Origin of the sequence: Halosubterraneus shenae, assembly GCF_050510935.1 — an archaeon.
In the GTDB taxonomy this organism is placed as follows: domain Archaea; phylum Halobacteriota; class Halobacteria; order Halobacteriales; family Haloferacaceae; genus JBDGPU01.
On the sequence record NZ_JBNLVO010000011.1, the window covers coordinates 15,508 to 31,659 of the forward strand.

The 16,152-nt window shown below is 68.4% G+C and carries 18 protein-coding genes; 9 read left to right on the forward strand and 9 right to left on the reverse strand.

Annotation, left to right across the window (positions count from 1 at the left end):
- Positions 1-12 precede the first annotated feature (12 nt).
- Positions 13-723: an SDR family oxidoreductase gene (locus tag ACQE3M_RS16115; protein WP_430506545.1), complete on the forward strand. Its 711-nt coding sequence runs from the start codon at positions 13-15 to the stop codon at positions 721-723.
- A gap of 165 nt (positions 724-888) precedes the next feature.
- On the opposite strand, the gene thiM is transcribed toward ACQE3M_RS16115, so the two are convergent.
- The 6 genes from thiM to ACQE3M_RS16145 form a co-directional block, all read right to left on the reverse strand.
- Positions 889-1,713, reverse strand: a complete 825-nt coding sequence (gene thiM / locus ACQE3M_RS16120; RefSeq protein ID WP_430506562.1) for a hydroxyethylthiazole kinase — start codon at positions 1,711-1,713, stop codon at positions 889-891.
- A 16-nt stretch (positions 1,714-1,729) separates the two neighbouring features.
- Entirely contained in the window at positions 1,730-2,368 is a 639-nt protein-coding gene (gene thiE / locus ACQE3M_RS16125; RefSeq protein WP_430506546.1) for a thiamine phosphate synthase, read from the reverse strand.
- Positions 2,369-2,448: 80 nt separating this feature from the next.
- Positions 2,449-3,618, reverse strand: a complete 1,170-nt coding sequence (cofG, locus tag ACQE3M_RS16130) for a 7,8-didemethyl-8-hydroxy-5-deazariboflavin synthase subunit CofG (protein WP_430506547.1) — start codon at positions 3,616-3,618, stop codon at positions 2,449-2,451.
- 120 nt (positions 3,619-3,738) lie between these two features.
- Complete coding sequence (gene cofC, locus ACQE3M_RS16135) at positions 3,739-4,356, reverse strand: 2-phospho-L-lactate guanylyltransferase (RefSeq protein ID WP_430506548.1); 618 nt, start codon at positions 4,354-4,356, stop codon at positions 3,739-3,741.
- An 11-nt stretch (positions 4,357-4,367) separates the two neighbouring features.
- On the reverse strand, positions 4,368-5,546 hold the full coding sequence (locus tag ACQE3M_RS16140; protein ID WP_430506549.1) for a tubulin/FtsZ family protein: 1,179 nt from the start codon (positions 5,544-5,546) through the stop codon (positions 4,368-4,370).
- Positions 5,547-5,941: 395 nt separating this feature from the next.
- Positions 5,942-6,838 (reverse strand): complex I NDUFA9 subunit family protein, encoded by an 897-nt coding sequence (locus tag ACQE3M_RS16145; protein ID WP_430506550.1) that lies wholly within the window; start codon positions 6,836-6,838, stop codon positions 5,942-5,944.
- Positions 6,839-7,009: 171 nt separating this feature from the next.
- Here ACQE3M_RS16145 and tmk point away from each other — a divergent pair, with 171 nt between their 5' ends.
- Positions 7,010-7,603 carry a dTMP kinase gene (gene tmk / locus ACQE3M_RS16150; protein ID WP_430506551.1) on the forward strand — a complete coding sequence of 198 codons (594 nt, stop codon included), beginning with the start codon at positions 7,010-7,012 and terminating at the stop codon, positions 7,601-7,603.
- Positions 7,604-7,627: 24 nt separating this feature from the next.
- On the opposite strand, the gene ACQE3M_RS16155 is transcribed toward tmk, so the two are convergent.
- Together ACQE3M_RS16155 and ACQE3M_RS16160 are read right to left on the reverse strand one after the other, a co-directional pair.
- The gene (locus ACQE3M_RS16155; protein WP_430506552.1) at positions 7,628-7,948 is read right to left on the reverse strand and encodes a hypothetical protein; all 321 of its coding nucleotides are present in this window, start codon (positions 7,946-7,948) and stop codon (positions 7,628-7,630) included.
- Positions 7,949-8,083: 135 nt separating this feature from the next.
- Positions 8,084-8,317, reverse strand: coding sequence for an Lrp/AsnC ligand binding domain-containing protein (locus tag ACQE3M_RS16160; protein ID WP_430506553.1), 234 nt, complete (start codon positions 8,315-8,317; stop codon positions 8,084-8,086).
- A 116-nt stretch (positions 8,318-8,433) separates the two neighbouring features.
- Between ACQE3M_RS16160 and ACQE3M_RS16165 the strand changes: the two genes are divergently transcribed.
- Both ACQE3M_RS16165 and ACQE3M_RS16170 read left to right on the forward strand, forming a co-directional pair.
- Positions 8,434-9,126 carry a potassium channel family protein gene (locus tag ACQE3M_RS16165; RefSeq protein WP_430506554.1) on the forward strand — a complete coding sequence of 231 codons (693 nt, stop codon included), beginning with the start codon at positions 8,434-8,436 and terminating at the stop codon, positions 9,124-9,126.
- 2 nt (positions 9,127-9,128) lie between these two features.
- Positions 9,129-9,359 (forward strand): Lrp/AsnC family transcriptional regulator, encoded by a 231-nt coding sequence (locus tag ACQE3M_RS16170; RefSeq protein ID WP_430506555.1) that lies wholly within the window; start codon positions 9,129-9,131, stop codon positions 9,357-9,359.
- 194 nt (positions 9,360-9,553) lie between these two features.
- Here the strand turns inward: ACQE3M_RS16170 and ACQE3M_RS16175 are convergent, their stop codons facing one another.
- Positions 9,554-10,051, reverse strand: coding sequence for a DUF5813 family protein (locus tag ACQE3M_RS16175; RefSeq protein WP_430506556.1), 498 nt, complete (start codon positions 10,049-10,051; stop codon positions 9,554-9,556).
- 129 nt (positions 10,052-10,180) lie between these two features.
- On the opposite strand from ACQE3M_RS16175, the gene ACQE3M_RS16180 reads away from it, so the two are divergent.
- The 5 genes from ACQE3M_RS16180 (at position 10,181) to ACQE3M_RS16200 (ending at position 15,735) form a co-directional block, all read left to right on the forward strand.
- Positions 10,181-11,419 (forward strand): carboxylate--amine ligase, encoded by a 1,239-nt coding sequence (locus ACQE3M_RS16180; RefSeq protein WP_430506557.1) that lies wholly within the window; start codon positions 10,181-10,183, stop codon positions 11,417-11,419.
- Positions 11,420-11,616: 197 nt separating this feature from the next.
- A complete protein-coding gene (locus ACQE3M_RS16185; protein ID WP_430506558.1) occupies positions 11,617-11,898 on the forward strand; it encodes a hypothetical protein in 282 nt (93 codons plus the stop codon).
- The gene (locus tag ACQE3M_RS16190; RefSeq protein ID WP_430506559.1) at positions 11,895-13,469 is read left to right on the forward strand and encodes a sodium:solute symporter family protein; all 1,575 of its coding nucleotides are present in this window, start codon (positions 11,895-11,897) and stop codon (positions 13,467-13,469) included. Before ACQE3M_RS16185 ends, ACQE3M_RS16190 begins: the two co-directional genes overlap by 4 nt.
- A gap of 42 nt (positions 13,470-13,511) precedes the next feature.
- The gene (locus ACQE3M_RS16195) at positions 13,512-14,450 is read left to right on the forward strand and encodes an alpha/beta hydrolase (RefSeq protein ID WP_430506560.1); all 939 of its coding nucleotides are present in this window, start codon (positions 13,512-13,514) and stop codon (positions 14,448-14,450) included.
- A 94-nt stretch (positions 14,451-14,544) separates the two neighbouring features.
- On the forward strand, positions 14,545-15,735 hold the full coding sequence (locus tag ACQE3M_RS16200; protein ID WP_430506561.1) for an amidohydrolase family protein: 1,191 nt from the start codon (positions 14,545-14,547) through the stop codon (positions 15,733-15,735).
- The last annotated feature ends 417 nt before the right edge of the window (positions 15,736-16,152 follow it).

Below are 16,152 nucleotides of genomic sequence, written 5' to 3' on the forward strand. Positions count from 1 at the left end.
GTAAGCAACCCCATGGACCACACGGTCGTGATCACGGGAGGGACGCGCGGCCTCGGTCGGGCCGTCGCCCGGGAGTTCGTCGAGGCCGGCGCGTTCGTCGCCATCTGCGGACGGGACGGGACCGTCGTCGAGGCCGCCGTCGACGCGCTCCGCGAGGCCGCCGCCAAGACCGACAGCGGTGGTGACGCCTGGGGCATGCGTGCCGACGTTCGCGACGAGTTCGAGGTCGAGCGGTTCCTCGAGCTCGCCGCCCGGGAGGCCGGCCCGATCGACGCCGTCGTCGCCAATGCCGCCCTCAGCCACGGCGAGCCCGGCGAGATGCCCATCGACGAGGAGTCCTACGCGAGCTTCGACGACACGCTGCGAACGAACGTCCGCGGCGTCTTCGCGACGATCACCGAGGCCCTCCCACACCTGGCCGACGACGCGAGAGTCGTCGTCCCCTCCGGCTCCGCGGCCACGGAATCGCTCTCCGGCATGGGGTCGTACGCCGTCTCCAAGGCCGGCGCGGAAGCCGTCGCCTGCGGCTTCGCGGCCGACGTGGACGCGACCGTCGGCGTCGTCGACCCCGGCCTCGTCGCCACCGACCTCACCGGCAAGGAGAACGCCCGTGACCCCGAGTCCGTCGCCCCGCTGTTCCGCTGGGCCATCACCGAGGCCCCGGCCGAGGAATTAAACGGCGGCCGGCTCGGTCTCCGTGAGTGGAAGAAGGCGACCCGGTAGTCGTCCGAAAGTGGTCGGGCTTCTACGCGTACCCTTTTAACCGATACCGAGCCAGACGCCCCGTGCGCTATCGAGTCACCGCGCGGCGGGAGGCGGGTGTGCGACACGGCGCCGCGCGGCCCGGTCGGCTCCGCCGACCAGCTGAGCCGACGCACGTGTCGCCTGTTAATCCGATATCGGGACCAGTCGTCCGGAGACGTCCAGCAGCGGCTGCTCGGACGCGACGTAGGCCACCTCGTCCATGAACGCCGTCCGGTAACTCGCCGGCCCGGACACGTCGGCGTCGGCCGCGCGTTCACCCGCCAGCCCGAAGGCGGCGACCGCGAACAGCGCCGCCTCCGTCGGACTCTCTGCGGGACCCTCGCCCACGTCCAGCCCGCCGAGGAACGTCGCCAGCGTGCTCCCGAGCATGCAGCCCGTCCCGACGAACGTGGCCATGCGGGCGTGGCCGACCGCCAACTTCCAGGCGTCGCCGTCGGCGTCCGCGACGACGTCCGTCTCGCCGGACGCAACGACGGTCGCACCGGTCTCCTCGGCCAGCGCGCGGGCCGAGGCCGCGACCTCCGCATGGTCGCCGACCGACTCCACGCCCCGGATCTGTGCGGCGTCGCCGGCGAGGCCGCTCACCTCGCCGTAGTTCCCCTTTATCAGGGAGACGTCGACGTCGCGGAGGATCCGCTGGTTAGCCGCGACCCGGAACTCCGTCGCCCCGTAGCCCACCGGGTCGAGGACGACCGGGACGCCGGCCTCGTTCGCGCCCTTGCCCGCGGCGACCATCGCGTCGAGCTCGTCCTCCGTCATCCGTCCGGTGTTGATGAGCACCGCGTCCGCGCCGGTCGCCATCTCGCCGGCTTCCGCTTTGGCGTCCGCCATCACCGGCAGGCCGCCCCAGTGGAGCGTGACGTTCGCCGTTTCCCGCATCGTCACCTCGTTCGTGAGGTGCTGGACGAGCGGGCTCGCGTCGGCGACGGCGGACAGCACCGACTCCATCTCCGACCGGGAGAGATCAGTACGCACGCGAGACCACCTCCGAGAGCTTCGCCGCCGCAGCTTCCGGGTCCTCGGCGGCGGTGATCGCCGAGATGACGGCGACGCCCGTCGCTCCCGCCTCGACGACGGGCGCCGCGTTCGACGGGTCGATGCCGCCGATGCCGATCACCGGGACGTCGACCGCCTCAGCGATGGCGCGAATCCGGTCCGTGCCGATGCCGTCCTTCGCGGCGTCGACGTCCTTCGAGGACGTCCCGTAAACGGCGCCGACGCCGAGGTAGTCGGCACCGGCGGCTTCCGCGATCTCCGCTTCGCGAACGGTCGACGTCGAGCAGCCGACGATCGCGTCGTCGCCGAGCTGCTCGCGAGCGACCTCGACCGGCAGGTCCGACTGGCCGAGGTGGACGCCGTCGGCGTCGACGGCCGCGGCCAGGTCGATCCGGTCGTTGACGATCAGGGCCGCATCGGCCTCGGTGGTGAGCTCGCGCAGTCGCTTGCCCATGTGGTAGCGGGTCCGGGCGTCCAGATCCTTCTCACGAAGCTGGACGGCGTCGACGCCGCCGTCGAGAGCCGCCTCGACGACGTCCTCCGTGTCGCGACCGGCCGAGATGCTCTGTTGGGTGACGAGGTACGTTCGCCACTGTGAGGGATGCATTGGTTGTACCACTGCGTCGTGGGGATTTGGAGCTTCCGGCTGAGCGAACGGGACGGCACGACTCCGAACGGGCTTCTCCGTCACCGAGGCGACGGCTCGGCCGACAGCGGGCCGTTGCGCTGCGCCACTGCACGCAGGCGCTCACCATGGACGTCGTCGCGGGCTATCCGCTCACGCACGGCCTCCGGGATCCAGTCGTCGCGGTTCGCCGGAGCGGGAGCCGCGTCGACGCCGTCTCGGCGGAGGTCGCCCGGGAGATATCGGTCGTAGGTCGGGAGTCGCTCGAAGATGGGAAGGTTTCCGGCATCGGCGACCTCGTGCAGTTCCTCGAGTGCGGGCCACTCGTACTCCGGGTTGATGTAGTCGTCAGTGACCGGCGAGACGCCGCCGAGGTCGTCGATGCCGCAGTCGACGAGTTCAACGGCCGGCGAGAGGTTCGGTGGGACCTGGACGGAGACCGATTCGGGCAGTGCCGCACGCGCCATCGCGACGACGCGGCGCATCGTCGCCAGATCCGGTTGCTCGAAGTCGGAGCGCTCGTTCGGCACGACGTTCTGAACTATCACCTCCTGGACGTGGCCGTAGCGCTCGTGGAGATCGCGGATCGCCAGCAGGCTCTCCGCGCGGTCGCGCCAGTCCTCGCCGATGCCGACGAGGATCCCGGTGGTGAACGGGACGCCCTGCCGGCCGGCCGCGCGGATCGTGTTGAGCCGCTGGCCGGGCGTCTTGCGCCGGCCGCCGCTGTGGGCGTCGACGTCGGCCGTCGTCTCGAGCATCACACCCATAGAGGCGTTCACCTCGCGAAGCGACGCGAACTCCGACTCCGTGAGGTCGCCCGGGTTCGAGTGCGGGAGGAGCCCCTCCGCTAAGGCGATCTCGCAGGCGCGGTAGAGGTAGTCGGTGATCGAGTCGAAGCCCCACTCGTCGAGCTGCCGGTGAATCTCGGTGTATCGTTCGTCGGGCTTGTCACCGAAGGTGAACAGCGCTTCCGTGCAGCCGGCGTCGGCGCCGATCCGACACTGCTCGCGGATCTCCTCGGGGGTCATCAGGCTCGCCTCACCGGGCACGTCGTAGTACGTGCAGTAGGTACAGGTGTACCGGCAGGCGGTCGTCAGCGGGAGGAAGACGTTCCGCGCGAAGGTGAGCGCTGGCTGGCTGTCGACGTCGGTCGGCCGAACCGAGAGCAATCGCTCCACGTCGGCCTCGGCGACCTCGATGTCGACGTCGTACGTCGCCGCGTCGGGGAACACGGCTGTGGGTCGTTCGGCGACCCTCAAAAGGGTATCACTCTCTCCGGGGTTCGTCGCTTCGGCCGGTCGCCGGCGGCGGCGACGCCAGCAGCGTCAGCGACATCGCCGACGCCGGCGACCTCAGCGACGTCGGTCCCGCTCGACGCCGACGCGGCCCTCGTCGACCGCCAGCTCGACGCCGGCGTCGACGAGCCAGTCGCGGGCTGCGCCCTCGCCGTGCAGGAGGAGCTCCGCGAGGTCGGCCCGCTCGTCGACGTCGGTCGCGAGCCGATGGGAGTCGAACTCCCGGACGGTCGCGTCCACCGCGGCCGCGCGGTCGAGGTGGTCGCGATAGGAGGCGCCGTGGTAATCGACCTCGAACTCCGGGGCCCGGACGACGAGCGCGTTCGTCCCGCCGCCGCGACCGGGGGCGATGACGACGTCGCCATCGGTCGCGAACAGTGTTGAGAGCGTTCGCGGCGTCGCCAGTGCGAGGTCGCTCATCACGACGGCGATGGGGTGAGCTTCCTCGAGGGCGTCGTTGACCGCGGTCGTCAACGCGCGGTCGTCGACCGTGACCTGGACGTCGACGTCGACGGCTTCTGTCGCGAGTACGTGGGCTGTGCCGCCCGCGTCGGCGACGGCCGCGAGGACGTCGTCGAGCATCGTCCGCGCGAACTCGCGCCGCTCGTCGGGGGTGAGCGTGTCGGAGAGACGGGTCTTCGGGCGCGTCGCCGAAAACGGTACCAGAACGTCCATCGACGAGCCGGTTAGAACAGCGATTCCAGCTCGTCTTCGTCGTCGTTGACGAGTTCGTCGAGGTTGTCCTCGCTCTCCTCGCGGATCTCGTCGAGGTTGTCCTGCGCCTCGATGGCGACCTGCTGGAGCTCCTTGATGCGCGGAACGTTCGTCACGCCGGCGAGCAGGATGACGGAGGCGACGAAGCCGGACCCCTTGTACGGGTAGTCGCCACCGCGGACCTCCATCGAGCCCGTCTGCTCTTCGAGCCACTTCCGCCCGCGCTCTATGCCCTTCCGGTTGAGGTACTGCGGCGGGCCGGAAAGGACGAGCAGCGCGCGCTCCGCACCCTCGATCTCACACGGCAGCGTGAGGCGGCCGAGCGCCGCCTTGCGCACGAGGCTCGTGATCCGGTTCGTCGTGTGTGCGGTGTCGAGCTCGTCCTCGCCCTCGTCGCCGCGGAGCCGCGAGAGGAGCCCGCTCGAGGACTGCTCCTCGACCTCCTCCTCCGCGTAGCCGACGGTGGAGACGCCGCCGCCGGAGAGGGTGTTGATGATCTCGGAGGAGTCGACGACGCTCTCGGCGACCTCCTGACCCTCGCTGACCTCGCCAGCGCCGAAGAGGATGCCGAAGCGGCGGACGATCTCCTCGTTGATCTCCTCGTAGCCGCCCTGGACGGACTCGCCCGTCTTCCGCCAGGCGTCGTTGTCGAACACCATCAGGTTGTCCACCTCACCCACAAAGGTCTGGAACGAGCGCGCCGCGTTGAGAGTGTAGATGCCACCTTCGTCGCTGCCCGGCAGGACGCCCAGTCCGTAGACCGGTTCCGTGTAGATGCGCTTGAGGTGTTTCGCGAGCACCGGCGCCCCACCGGAGCCCGTGCCACCACCGAGCCCGGCCACGACGAGGAACGCGTCCACCTCGTGGACCGGGATCGAGTCGATAGCGCCCTGTACTTCGTCGATGTCCTCCTCCGCGATCTCGGCGCCGAGCTCGTTGTCCGCACCGACGCCGTGCCCTTTGACGCGAGATTGCCCGATGAGTACGCGCTGGTCCTCCGGGATGTGCTCCAGTCCCATCAGGTCCGCTTTCGCGGTGTTGACCGCGGTCGCAGCCCGGACGATCTCCGAGCCCGTCCGCTTGTCGTACTCGAGGAATTTGTCGACGATCTTTCCGCCCGCTTGGCCGAAGCCGATCATTGCCAGTTTCATGAGTTCCCCAGTTGTTCTTGCGAAGAAAAGAGTGGGAAGCCGGATAAAAGCCTTGTGATGGGGTGAACGGAGGAGAAACACGACCTCACCGCTCGAACACCGAGAAGGAGCCGCGATGAGCCGGCTCGGGGCTCTCGCGACGACGTCTTCAGGCTGTCCCTGAAACGGACAATTCCCGAACGGATACGGGGTTTTCGACCGGAATATGACGCGGAAACGGTCGCTTCTCGCGGATCGTCTGACGCGCCCGCGTCCCGACGTCACTCGGGGTCGCCTGACGTTGCCAGATGTCGCCTGATGGCGCCCGGGGGTCGCCGGGGTTCGCCCGAGATCACCCGAGGTCGCCCGGGGGTCACCCGAGGTCGCCGAGTTCACCGTTCGGTCGGTCCCGCCGCCTACTCGACGCCGAGGTACTCACCGAGCGCCGTCAACTCCGACTCCTCGACGCCGAACGCGTCGACGTCGTTGTCGTCGGTCGTGTTGTCGAACTTCAACGAGCGGAACTGGTCGGGCCCCATCGGGAAGCCGGGGACGACGCTGAGCGTCGTGAGCCCGATCTTCGCCATCGTCATCGGGAGCGACACGATCTTGACGTTCTTCCCCTCGCCCTCGTACACGAGGTTCGTCACCTCGCGGAGCGTGAGCTGTTCCGGGCCGCCGAGCTCGTACGTCTCCTCGACGTGTTCGTCCTCGCTGACGGCGTCGGCGAGCATCGGCGCGAGGTCCTCGACGTGGATCGGCTGGAACCGCGTCTTGCCGCCGCCCGGCAGCGGGTAGACCGGTACGCCGGGTGCGAACAGCTTCTTCAGCCGTTTGGTGAAGGAGACGAACTCGCCGCCCTCGCCGAAGACGACCGAAGGGCGAACGATCGTCCAGCCGAGGTCGCTGTCGCGGACGATCTCCTCGGCTCGTCCCTTCGAGCGGATGTAGTGAGTCGCACCGTCGGGGTCGGCGCCGAGCGCGCTCATCTGGAGGAAGCGGTCGACGCCGCCCTCTTCGGCCGCGCGAACGAGGTTCTCGGTGCCGCCGCGGTGGACGACGTCGTGCATCTCGTTGCCGCCCTTCGGCTCGAACAGGGGCGAGAGCGCGACGAGGTTGACGACCGCGTCACGGCCCTCGACGGTCTGCGCGATCGAATCGTACGCCGTGACGTCGCCGATCGCGGCTTCGACGCCCTCCGGGGTGTCCTCCGGCGAGCGCGACAGCGCGGTCACGTCGTGACCGCGGTCGGCCAGTTCGCGACACAGATACGACCCGATGAACCCCGTTCCGCCCGCGACTAGCACGTCCATATTCCCTCGTTCGGGCGGATCCTCCCTAAAGGTACCGCGGTAATCGGCGTCGGGGAGGCGGACACCGTGTCCCTGGCGACGAGCGTGGAGGACGCCGCGACCAGCGTGGAGGACGCCGCGACCAGCGTGGAACCCGGTCGCTTATGTCCGCCCGCGAGCCAGGACTGCTATATGCTGATCACGCTTGAGGGGCTCGACGGGAGCGGGAAAACCACCGTCTGGGAGGCCCTCCACTCCTCGCATCCGGACGCGGTCTTCACCCGCGAGCCGACGGACACGTGGTACGGCGAGGCGGTCTATCGGTCGATCGAAACCGACGACGCCGACCCGCTCGCGGAGCTGTTCCTCTACACGGCCGACCACGCGGCCCACCTCGCGGACACTATCGAGCCTGCGCTGGCGAACGACGAGCTCGTCATCTCGGACCGCTACTCCGACTCCCGATACGCGTATCAGGCGGCGACGCTCGCGGAGACGGACCTCGACCGGCCCCTGGAGTACATCCGCGGGATCCACCAGGCGTTCACCCGTCCGCCGGACGCGACGATCTACCTCGACCTCGACGTGGAGACCGCCGTCGAGCGGTCTGGCGCGACGAACAAGTTCGAGCAGCGGGCTCACCTCGAGGCCGTCAAGGAGAACTACGAGCGGCTCGTCAGCGCGGAGCCGGAGCGGTTCGTGCGCGTCGACGCGACGCAGTCGCCCGAGGTCGTCATCGACCACGTCGAGAACGCGATCGACAACCTGGTCGAATCGGACGCCTGAGCGGATCGGGAGCAGTGCCAGTCGCTACTCGGCTGGCTCGGGCAGCTCGTACTCCTCCGGATGCTCGACGTACAGCACGTCGATCGTCGCTCCCAGCGAGAGCGGAAGCAGCACGAGCAGCGCGAGGACCACGGCGGAACTCCCGAGGTCGACGCCGAGGCCGAGCGGGCCGGTCAGAACCAGCGTGGAGATGAAAAGCGCCACGGGAATGAGGAACGCGACGTAGCCGGCGGTTCCCCAGGTCGTCTCGAGCCGGAGGCGGAAGAACCGGGTCATCACCGCCGCGATGAGCGTGTGGAGGGCGACGACGAACAGCAACCCGAGTATTCCGAGTACCGAGACCATGCCAGCGCTTGTGGACGCGTGCTCTTTGGCCTGTCGCCTTCGACTCAAGAGAGCGTCCGACGGGCCGTCATCGACTCGCTAGCCGGCTGATCGCCGGCGCTACACGACGGCACTCGTCGAGACGCTTTCGCGAACTCACTCCTCTAAGGACACGTAGGTCTTCGTGTCGACGACGCCGTCGAGCGCCTGAATCTCGTCGGTGACCATCGAGAGCACGTCGTACACCTCCTCGCCCGTGACCTCGAGGATGACGTCCCAGTCGCCGGCGACGACGTGGCCGTCGGTCACCGTGTCCAGATCCCGGAGTCGTGCCTGCAAGTCGGTCGCGACGCCGACGTCCGCGTCCACGAGCACGTACGCGCTAACCATGCGCTAACGTTTGGCACACGACGAGCAAAAACTTTCGCCTCACGTCCGCTGCGGACGAGGCACTCGTCACTCCAGCAGGGATAACGTTATTCCGAAGGCCGTCCTTAGCCGTTACCATGCAATTCGTTATCATTGGGTCCGGGCGTGTCGGCCTCCGGACCGCTCGGGTTCTCCGCGAGGAAGGCCACGAGGTGGTCGTCGTGGAACAGGACCCGACGAAGGCGGACAGGGCCCGGGAGGCCGGCTTCCGCGTCGTCGAGGGCGATGGCGCCCGGGAGGGGATCCTCGAGGAGGCGGGCGTCGACGAGGCCGATGCGCTCGGCGCGCTGACGGGTGATCTCAACGCGAATTTCGCGGCGTGCATGATCGCCAAACAGCACGGCTGCCGGACCGTCATGCGCATCGACGAGGACTACCGTGAGGAGATCTACCAGAAGTACGCGGACGACGTCGACGAGATCATCTACCCCGAACGCCTCGGCGCGATCGGCGCGAAGAACGCGCTCCTGGGCGGGAACATCCGCGCGATCGCCGACATCGCCCAGAACCTCCAGATCCAGCTCGTCACCATCACGAACCGGTCGCCGATGCGCGGCTACACCCTCAGCGAGGTCGCGCTCCCCTCGGAGGCCCGGATCCTCGCGTTCGGCAAGGACGGCGAGAGCCTCAAGATCCCGCTGGCGGACGACTCGCTTGAAGCCGGCGACCGCGTCGCCGTCCTGGCCGACTTCGACGTGCTCGACGAGGTGCGACAGCTCCTCGTCGGCGACGGCACCGGCGCCGAACACGCGATGGCGGGGGGCGAGTGACGATGGTGGTCGCCTACATCATGGTCAAAGCGAACACGGGCGAGGCGGACCGACTCAAGGACGAAATGACGCCCATCGACGGCGTCGAGGACGTCAGCATCGTCGCCGGCGACGTCGACTTCATCGTCAAGGTCGACGTCGACTCCCCCGGCGCAGTCAAGGAGATCGCCGCGGGGACGATCCAGGACCTCACGGGCGTCGAAACCACGGAGACGTACATCGCGATGGGGTAGTTGCCCGGAGGTTTTTATCCGATTCCGCGCCAGACCGCCCATGCCCTGACCACCCGGATCCGGAGTGGCTGAGGCGGGAGCGCGGCGACCCCTCCGGACTCACCGACCGAACGCGACCGTAAACGTTCGCCGCCTGTTCGCTACCAATGTCGGTTAGCGTAGCGGCGACGCCGCACAGCGTCGCCGACGCCCGATCACACGGCGCCGTCGTTGCCCTGCTGGCGGGCCTTCGAGAGGAGACTGTCGACGGGATCGACGTAGTCGTATCCCGGGATGATCCCCTGCACGTACGTCCCCTCGACGAAGTCGATGACGGCTCCGGCGTCGTCGACGCCACGGCGCTCGTTGATGTCCGACAGCGAGAACTCGGAGACGATCGCCTCGCCGTTGCGGGTGACGGCCGGGTCGAACTCGTGGTCGCCGCGAGCGACGCCGCCGATGTCCGAGACGCGCAGCTCGAACGTCTCGAACCACCCGTTCGCCACGACGTCGGCGACCTCGTCGGCCGTCGCTGCCTTGAGCGTCGGCACCGTCACGGTGACGTCGAAGTGCGTGACGCCGTCCTCGTCCGTGTCGGCAGCGACTTCGCCGTCGAACGCCGTCGTCGTCGAGATCCACGTCGCGTCGTCGACCGCCTCGAAGGAGCCGTGGTCCCGGAACGCGCGCCGGACGCGACTAGGTAGTTCGCTCATACACGAGGAACGTCGTGAACCGTCAAAAGGGCGTTGTGTTGGGGGATCCAGGTGTGGGAATCACCCCGGAACGGCGGCACGTAGCGCCGAAACTGACGGCCTTTTGAGTGCGGGCGGCCAGGATCGGGTATGGCAGAGGAGTTCCTGTCGACGGCCGACCTGGTCGACGCGGTGGCGGACGCGTCGTTCGACCGGCCGCCGGCGCTCGTCAGTAACGCGCACATCACCGGGGTCAGCGTCGCCCGAGCGCTCGACGCTCACGGCGTCCCCGTGATCGCCCTCGATCGCAACGGCGACGGCGCTGCCCCGCCGTCCGACGCGATCGACTTCGCCGGCGAAGTGACGTACCCGCTCGACGACCTCGACGGGTTCCGCGAGGACGTCGAGGCCGTCGTCGACGCCGCCGGCACCGAGGCCGTCGCCTTCGGCTGCATGGACGAGTGGGCCCACGCCTACGCGCAGGCCGAACCGGAAGGCGTCCGGCTCCCGTTTGCCGACTTCGACGTGATCGACAACGTCCTCGACAAGTCCGAGCTGTACGCCCGCGCCGAGAAGCTCGACGTGCCGTATCCGGAGACCTACCGCCTCTCCGAGGTCGACCGCGACGAGGCGATCGAGGCGCTCGGCTTCCCGCTCGTCATCAAGCCGGCGCTCAAGCGGAAGTTCGAGGAGGCGTTCGGCACGAACGTCATCGAGGTCGCCGATCGCGAGGAGTTCGACGACGTCGTCGACGCCGCGGAGGCCGAGGACATCGAGGTGATGGCCCAGCAGCGCGTCGACATCGCCGTGGGCAAGGACCGCTCGCTCGCCTCGTACGTCCCGCCCGAGGGGACCGACGACGCGCTCGCGGTCGTCGGCAACGCGAAGGTCCGATACCCGCAGGCGTTCGGCACCTCCTGTCTCGTCGACCGCGTCGACGACCCCGAGATCGAGGACCGCGCGCTAAACGTCCTCGACGACGCCGGCTACCACGGGATCAGCGAGGCGGAGTTCGTCTACGACGACGAGCGCGAGGAGTACCTCCTCCTCGACGTCAACACGCGCCCCTGGAAGTGGATCTCGATGCCGGTCGCGGCCGGCGCGAACCTCCCGATGGCGGCGTACGCCGACGTGACCGACGCGACCTACGAGTCGCCCGGCATCAGCGACGCACGCTGGGTCTACCTCCGCGACTACCTCTCGCTGCTTGCCACCGCGGAGACGTTCTGGGACCTCCTGTCGACCGCCGATTGGGCGTCGCTACTCTCCGGCGACTTCGAGGGCGACGGCGCGCTGACGACCGGCGTCTACCGGCCGTCCGACCCCGACCCGGCGGCCAAGCTCATCGAGACGGAGTTCACGGACCGCGAGTACTACTGTTCCTGCTGACCGACGTCGCGGCCGACGTCGGCGTTTCGTGTGACTTGGCCTTTCATCCAGACCTGGAGTCACCGGCTCGCTCGCCAGCGACGCTAGTGGTTCCGACCGGTCTCCGATGTACAGGTCTGTCCATTCGAGGCCAGAAGCGGCGCTAAATGAACGACTCCGTAAGGTACTAATCGGGCGGAACCCCGAGTCGGAGCCACATGGACTGGACGGAAGCGTGGCTCGACGAGGAGAGCGGCGAGGTGCCGACCGCCTACCGACTGCGGAACAATCCCGAGCTCCGTCCGATGGCGGCCTTCGGCGGGCTCGCGGCGCTGTTCTACGTGGCACTCGGCACTGTTGGCGCCAGCGGCGACCTCCTCCTCGGGATTCCGGTGTTGATGTGGTTGACCGTCGGCACCGGACTCGCTTTCCTGGCGACGCTCGTCGTCGCGGGCAAGACCGGCAACTCGGCCCGGTCCGACGGGCGTGATGAGCAATGAGCGCGTTGCAGGTCCTCCCGCCCAGCATCGCGGACCTCGTTGTCGAGAACTATCCGACCATCGTCGGCGTGCTGGTGGTCTACTTCGCTATCTTCGCCGTCCTCTCGGTGACGGCGCACCGACGACTAACCAGCTCCGTTTCCGACTACGTCCTCGGCTCGCGAGAGCTGGGGTGGGCCGTCACCTCGTTCACGCTGTTCGCCTCGATCTCCTCCGGCGTCGGCCTCGCCGGCTTCCCAGGGACGGTGTACGTCGTCGGTCTCCCGTTCAGTATCACCGTCGTCTTCGGGTTCTTCGTCGCCGTCTCCCTCGTCTGGTTCCTTGGACGCCGGATCTGGATCCTCGGCGACGCACACGACTTCACGACGCCCGGGGACCTGCTTGGCACCTACTACGGCAGCGACACGGTCCGAGCGTACACGGTCGTCACGAGCCTCGTGTTCAACGTCGCCTACGCCGTCGCCCAGTTCACTGCCGGCGGCATCCTCGTGCACGTCCTCTCCGGCGGGATCGTGTCGACGACGACGGGCGTCGCGCTGGTTGCCGGCCTCGTCGCGGTCCACGTCGTCACGACGGGGATCCGCGGAATCGCGTGGCTCGACACGTACAACGGCGTCGTCATGCTCGGGACGGTCGCCATCTACACCGCGTACATCTTCGCTGACGCCGGTGGCCCGGCGGCGGTCATCGCGGGCCTCGGCGACGCCGGCGCGGCGCACGTCTCGGTGCCCGGGACCGTTGGCGCGTTCACGCCCTCGTACATCTACGGGACCGTCGTCGGTCTCCTCATCGGCATTGCGGTGATGGCTCCGGCCGCCTGGCTCCGCTTCTACGCGACGGAGGACCCGGACGGCCTGATGAACGTCGGTGCCGCGCTCGTGGTGATGTTCATGCTGCTCCACTTCGTCGGCATCTACTGGATCGGTTCGTACGGCCGGGTCGTCTTCCCCGAGGTAGCTAACCCCGACTTCGTCTCCTCGCTGCTCGCCTTCGAGGTGATGCCGCCCGCGCTCGCCGCGACGTTCCTCGTCGCGCTACTGGCGGCCATCATCTCCACGACGGACTCGTACATCCATACGCTCTCCGCGACCGTCACCCGCGACCTTGGGAAGGCCGTGTTCGTCCCGGAGCTTACCGACCGCGCGGAGGTCCGGCTGAACTACGCCATCGTGGGCCTGACGACGCTCGTCAGCGCCGTCCTCGCGGTCCGGTACACCGGGCTGATCACCGCGCTCGCGGTGTTTGCCGGTGGCGTCACCGTGCAGCTGCTTCCGGCGACGCTCGGCGCGCTCGTCTGGCCCCGGTCGTCGACGCCGGCCGCGCTGTCGGCGACGGGTCTCGGCATCGTCCTCACCTTCGTCTGGGAGCTCGGGCTTGCACCCTCGCCTATCGCTCCGAACGTGCTCCCCGGGCTCGCCGTCGCCTTCCTGGTCAACCTCGCGCTCTTCGTCGGCGTGAGCTTCGTGACGAGCTCGCGGCCGACCGCGACTATCGAGGCGTTCCACGGCGTGCTCCACCGGCGCCTCTCGGACGGCGACTCTGAGGACCCGACCGCATCGGCGAGCGACTGACGTCGCTCTCGAACCGACTTCACAGACCACACCTCGATACCAATGACGCAGATACACCCCGAAGCCCAGGCCGTGCTCGACCGACTGAACGACCAGCGCGTCCCGCCGGCGTACACCCTCTCACCGCGCGGCGCCCGCGACGTGTTGAACGACCTGCTGCTCGACGACGAGCCCCCCGAACCTGTCGGCCGCGTGCAGGACCTCACGATCGACTCGCCCGTCGGCGACCTCCCGATCCGGGTGTACGAACCCCAGGGAGGTTCGGGCCCGTACCCGGTCCTGCTCTACTACCACGGCGGCGGCTGGGTGCGCGGCAGCGTCGACACCCACGACGACCTCCTGCGCTCGCTCTGTCGCGAGGTCGGCTGTCTCGTCGTCGGCGTCGACTACCACCGCGCGCCGGAACACCCCTTCCCGGCGCCGCTCGACGACGCCTACGCCGCGCTGGAGTGGACGGCGGCCCACGTCGACGAGCTCGGCGGCGACCCGGACCGTATCGCGCTCGCCGGCGACTCCGCCGGGGGGAACCTCACGGCGGCGACGGCGTTGCGAGCGCGCGACGAGGACGGGCCGGAGGTCTCCCACCAGGTGCTGCTCTATCCCATCACGGACTACGCGTTCGACACGGACTCCTACGAGGCGAACGCCGACAACGACCTCCTCCCGCGGGCGACGATGCAGTGGTACTGGGCCCAGTACCTCGAACGCCCGCTCGACGGTCGCCACCCGTACGCGTCGCCGCTTCGCGCGCCGGACCACTCGGGCCTGCCGCCGGCGACGGTGATCACGGCCGGCTTCGACCCCCTCCGCGACGAGGGCGAGGCCTACGCCGAGGCGCTTGAAGCCGCCGGCGTCGACGTCGAGTACGCGGACTACGCGGACATGATCCACGCGTTCCTCAACTTCCCGGACCTCGAGCGCGCGACGGAGGCCCGGGCGCAGGTCGTCGACCGCCTCGAGGGCGCGTTCTTCGAGGCGTAATCCGGAAGGGGATCGGCCGCAGCGGCCCCTATCGGCCCGTTTTGCCGGGTTCAGGAACCGAAACACTTTGCCCCCGTGCCCGACTCTCGGGCCCATGGTCGTTCTTCGCAACGGGACGGTACACACGGCGACGGATCGCGGGACTATCGACGGCGACGTGCTGATCGAAGATGGCGAGATCGCGGCCGTCGGCGACGTCGAGGCGCCCGAAGACGCCGAGGAGATCGACGTCGACGGCGCCCACGTCACGCCGGGGCTCGTCGACGCGCACAGCCACGCCGGGATGGCCGAGTGGGGCGAACCCGAGGACGGCGACTTCAACGAGGGGACGGACGCGGTCACCCCGCACGTCAACGCCCTCGACGGGTTCCACCCGCGCGACGAGGAGCTGAAGCACGCCTTCCAGAACGGCGTCACCTCCGTCTCCTCGCGGATGGGCTCGGGCAACGTCATCGGCGGCGTCATCTGCTCGATGAAGACCTACGGACTCACGGCCGACGAGATGCTGATCCGGGAGGACGGGATGAAGGCCGCGATGGGCGAGAACCCGAAGCGCTTCCACGGCGAGGAGGAGGGCCGCCAGCCCTCCACGCGCCCGGGCGTCGCCGCGACGCTCCGCGAGGCGCTGATGGAGGCCGAAGACTACGTCGACCGGCGCGAGCATGCCCGCAACGAGGGCGAGCCGTTCGAGCGCGACCTCGGGATGGAGAACCTCGCCCGCGTGCTGACCGAGGGCTTCCCACTCCGCGTCCACGCGCACCGCTCGGACGACATCATGACCGTCTTCCGCATCGCGGAGGAGTTCGGCATCGAGAACCTCTCCATCGAGCACGCGACCGAGGGCCACGTCATCGCCGACGAGTTCGAGAAGCGCGACGTCCCCGCCATCGTCGGCCCCTCGATCTCCTCGGCCTCGAAGTACGAGCTCCGGAACATCACCTTCGAGACGCCCGGTATCCTCCACGAGGAGGGCGTGAAGGTCGCGATCCAGACCGACGCGCCGATCCTCCCCCAGCAGCACCTCGACGTCTGCGTCGGCCTCGCGGTCGGTGAGGGCTTCCCCGAGGACGAGGCGCTCGAGGCCGTGACCCGCTACCCCGCAGAGATCCTCGGCATCGACCACCGCGTCGGCACGCTCGAACCGGGCACCGACGCCGACGTCGCCGTCTGGGACGGCCCGTTCTACGAGACCGGCTCCAAGACGCAGCACGTGTTCGTCGACGGCGAGCACGTGTTCGACCGGGCCGTTGATGCAGTCGACCCACGGGAAGAGTACGCCTGGTAAATCGGTTTATAAGCGGTGTTTTCGTGGCTTTTCGGGCTTGGTTTTCGGGTTTGTTTATAAACCACGGCAGGTGCAGACGCTGTCGCACGCGAGCACAACCGCCGGAAAGCCCCCGTCCGCTCTCGCTTATAAACTGGGTGTTCAGGTGCAGACGCTGCTACACTAGCCACCAACAGCCAGAAAGTCCTCGGCCGCTCGCTATGCTCAGGTTTGGGCCGGTGATACGGTCTTGCTCCCAACAGCACCGCAAACACCCAGAAAGCCCTCGGCCGCTATTTATTGATTGGCTTAAATAGGTGGTACGGTCTTGCTCTCGACGGCCCCGCAAACGTCCAGAAAGCCCGGTCGTGTTAACTTAAGCATGATTCCACCAGACGGCGAAGGCCTGCAACCATGTTTCCGCGGTCGGTGGGTCAA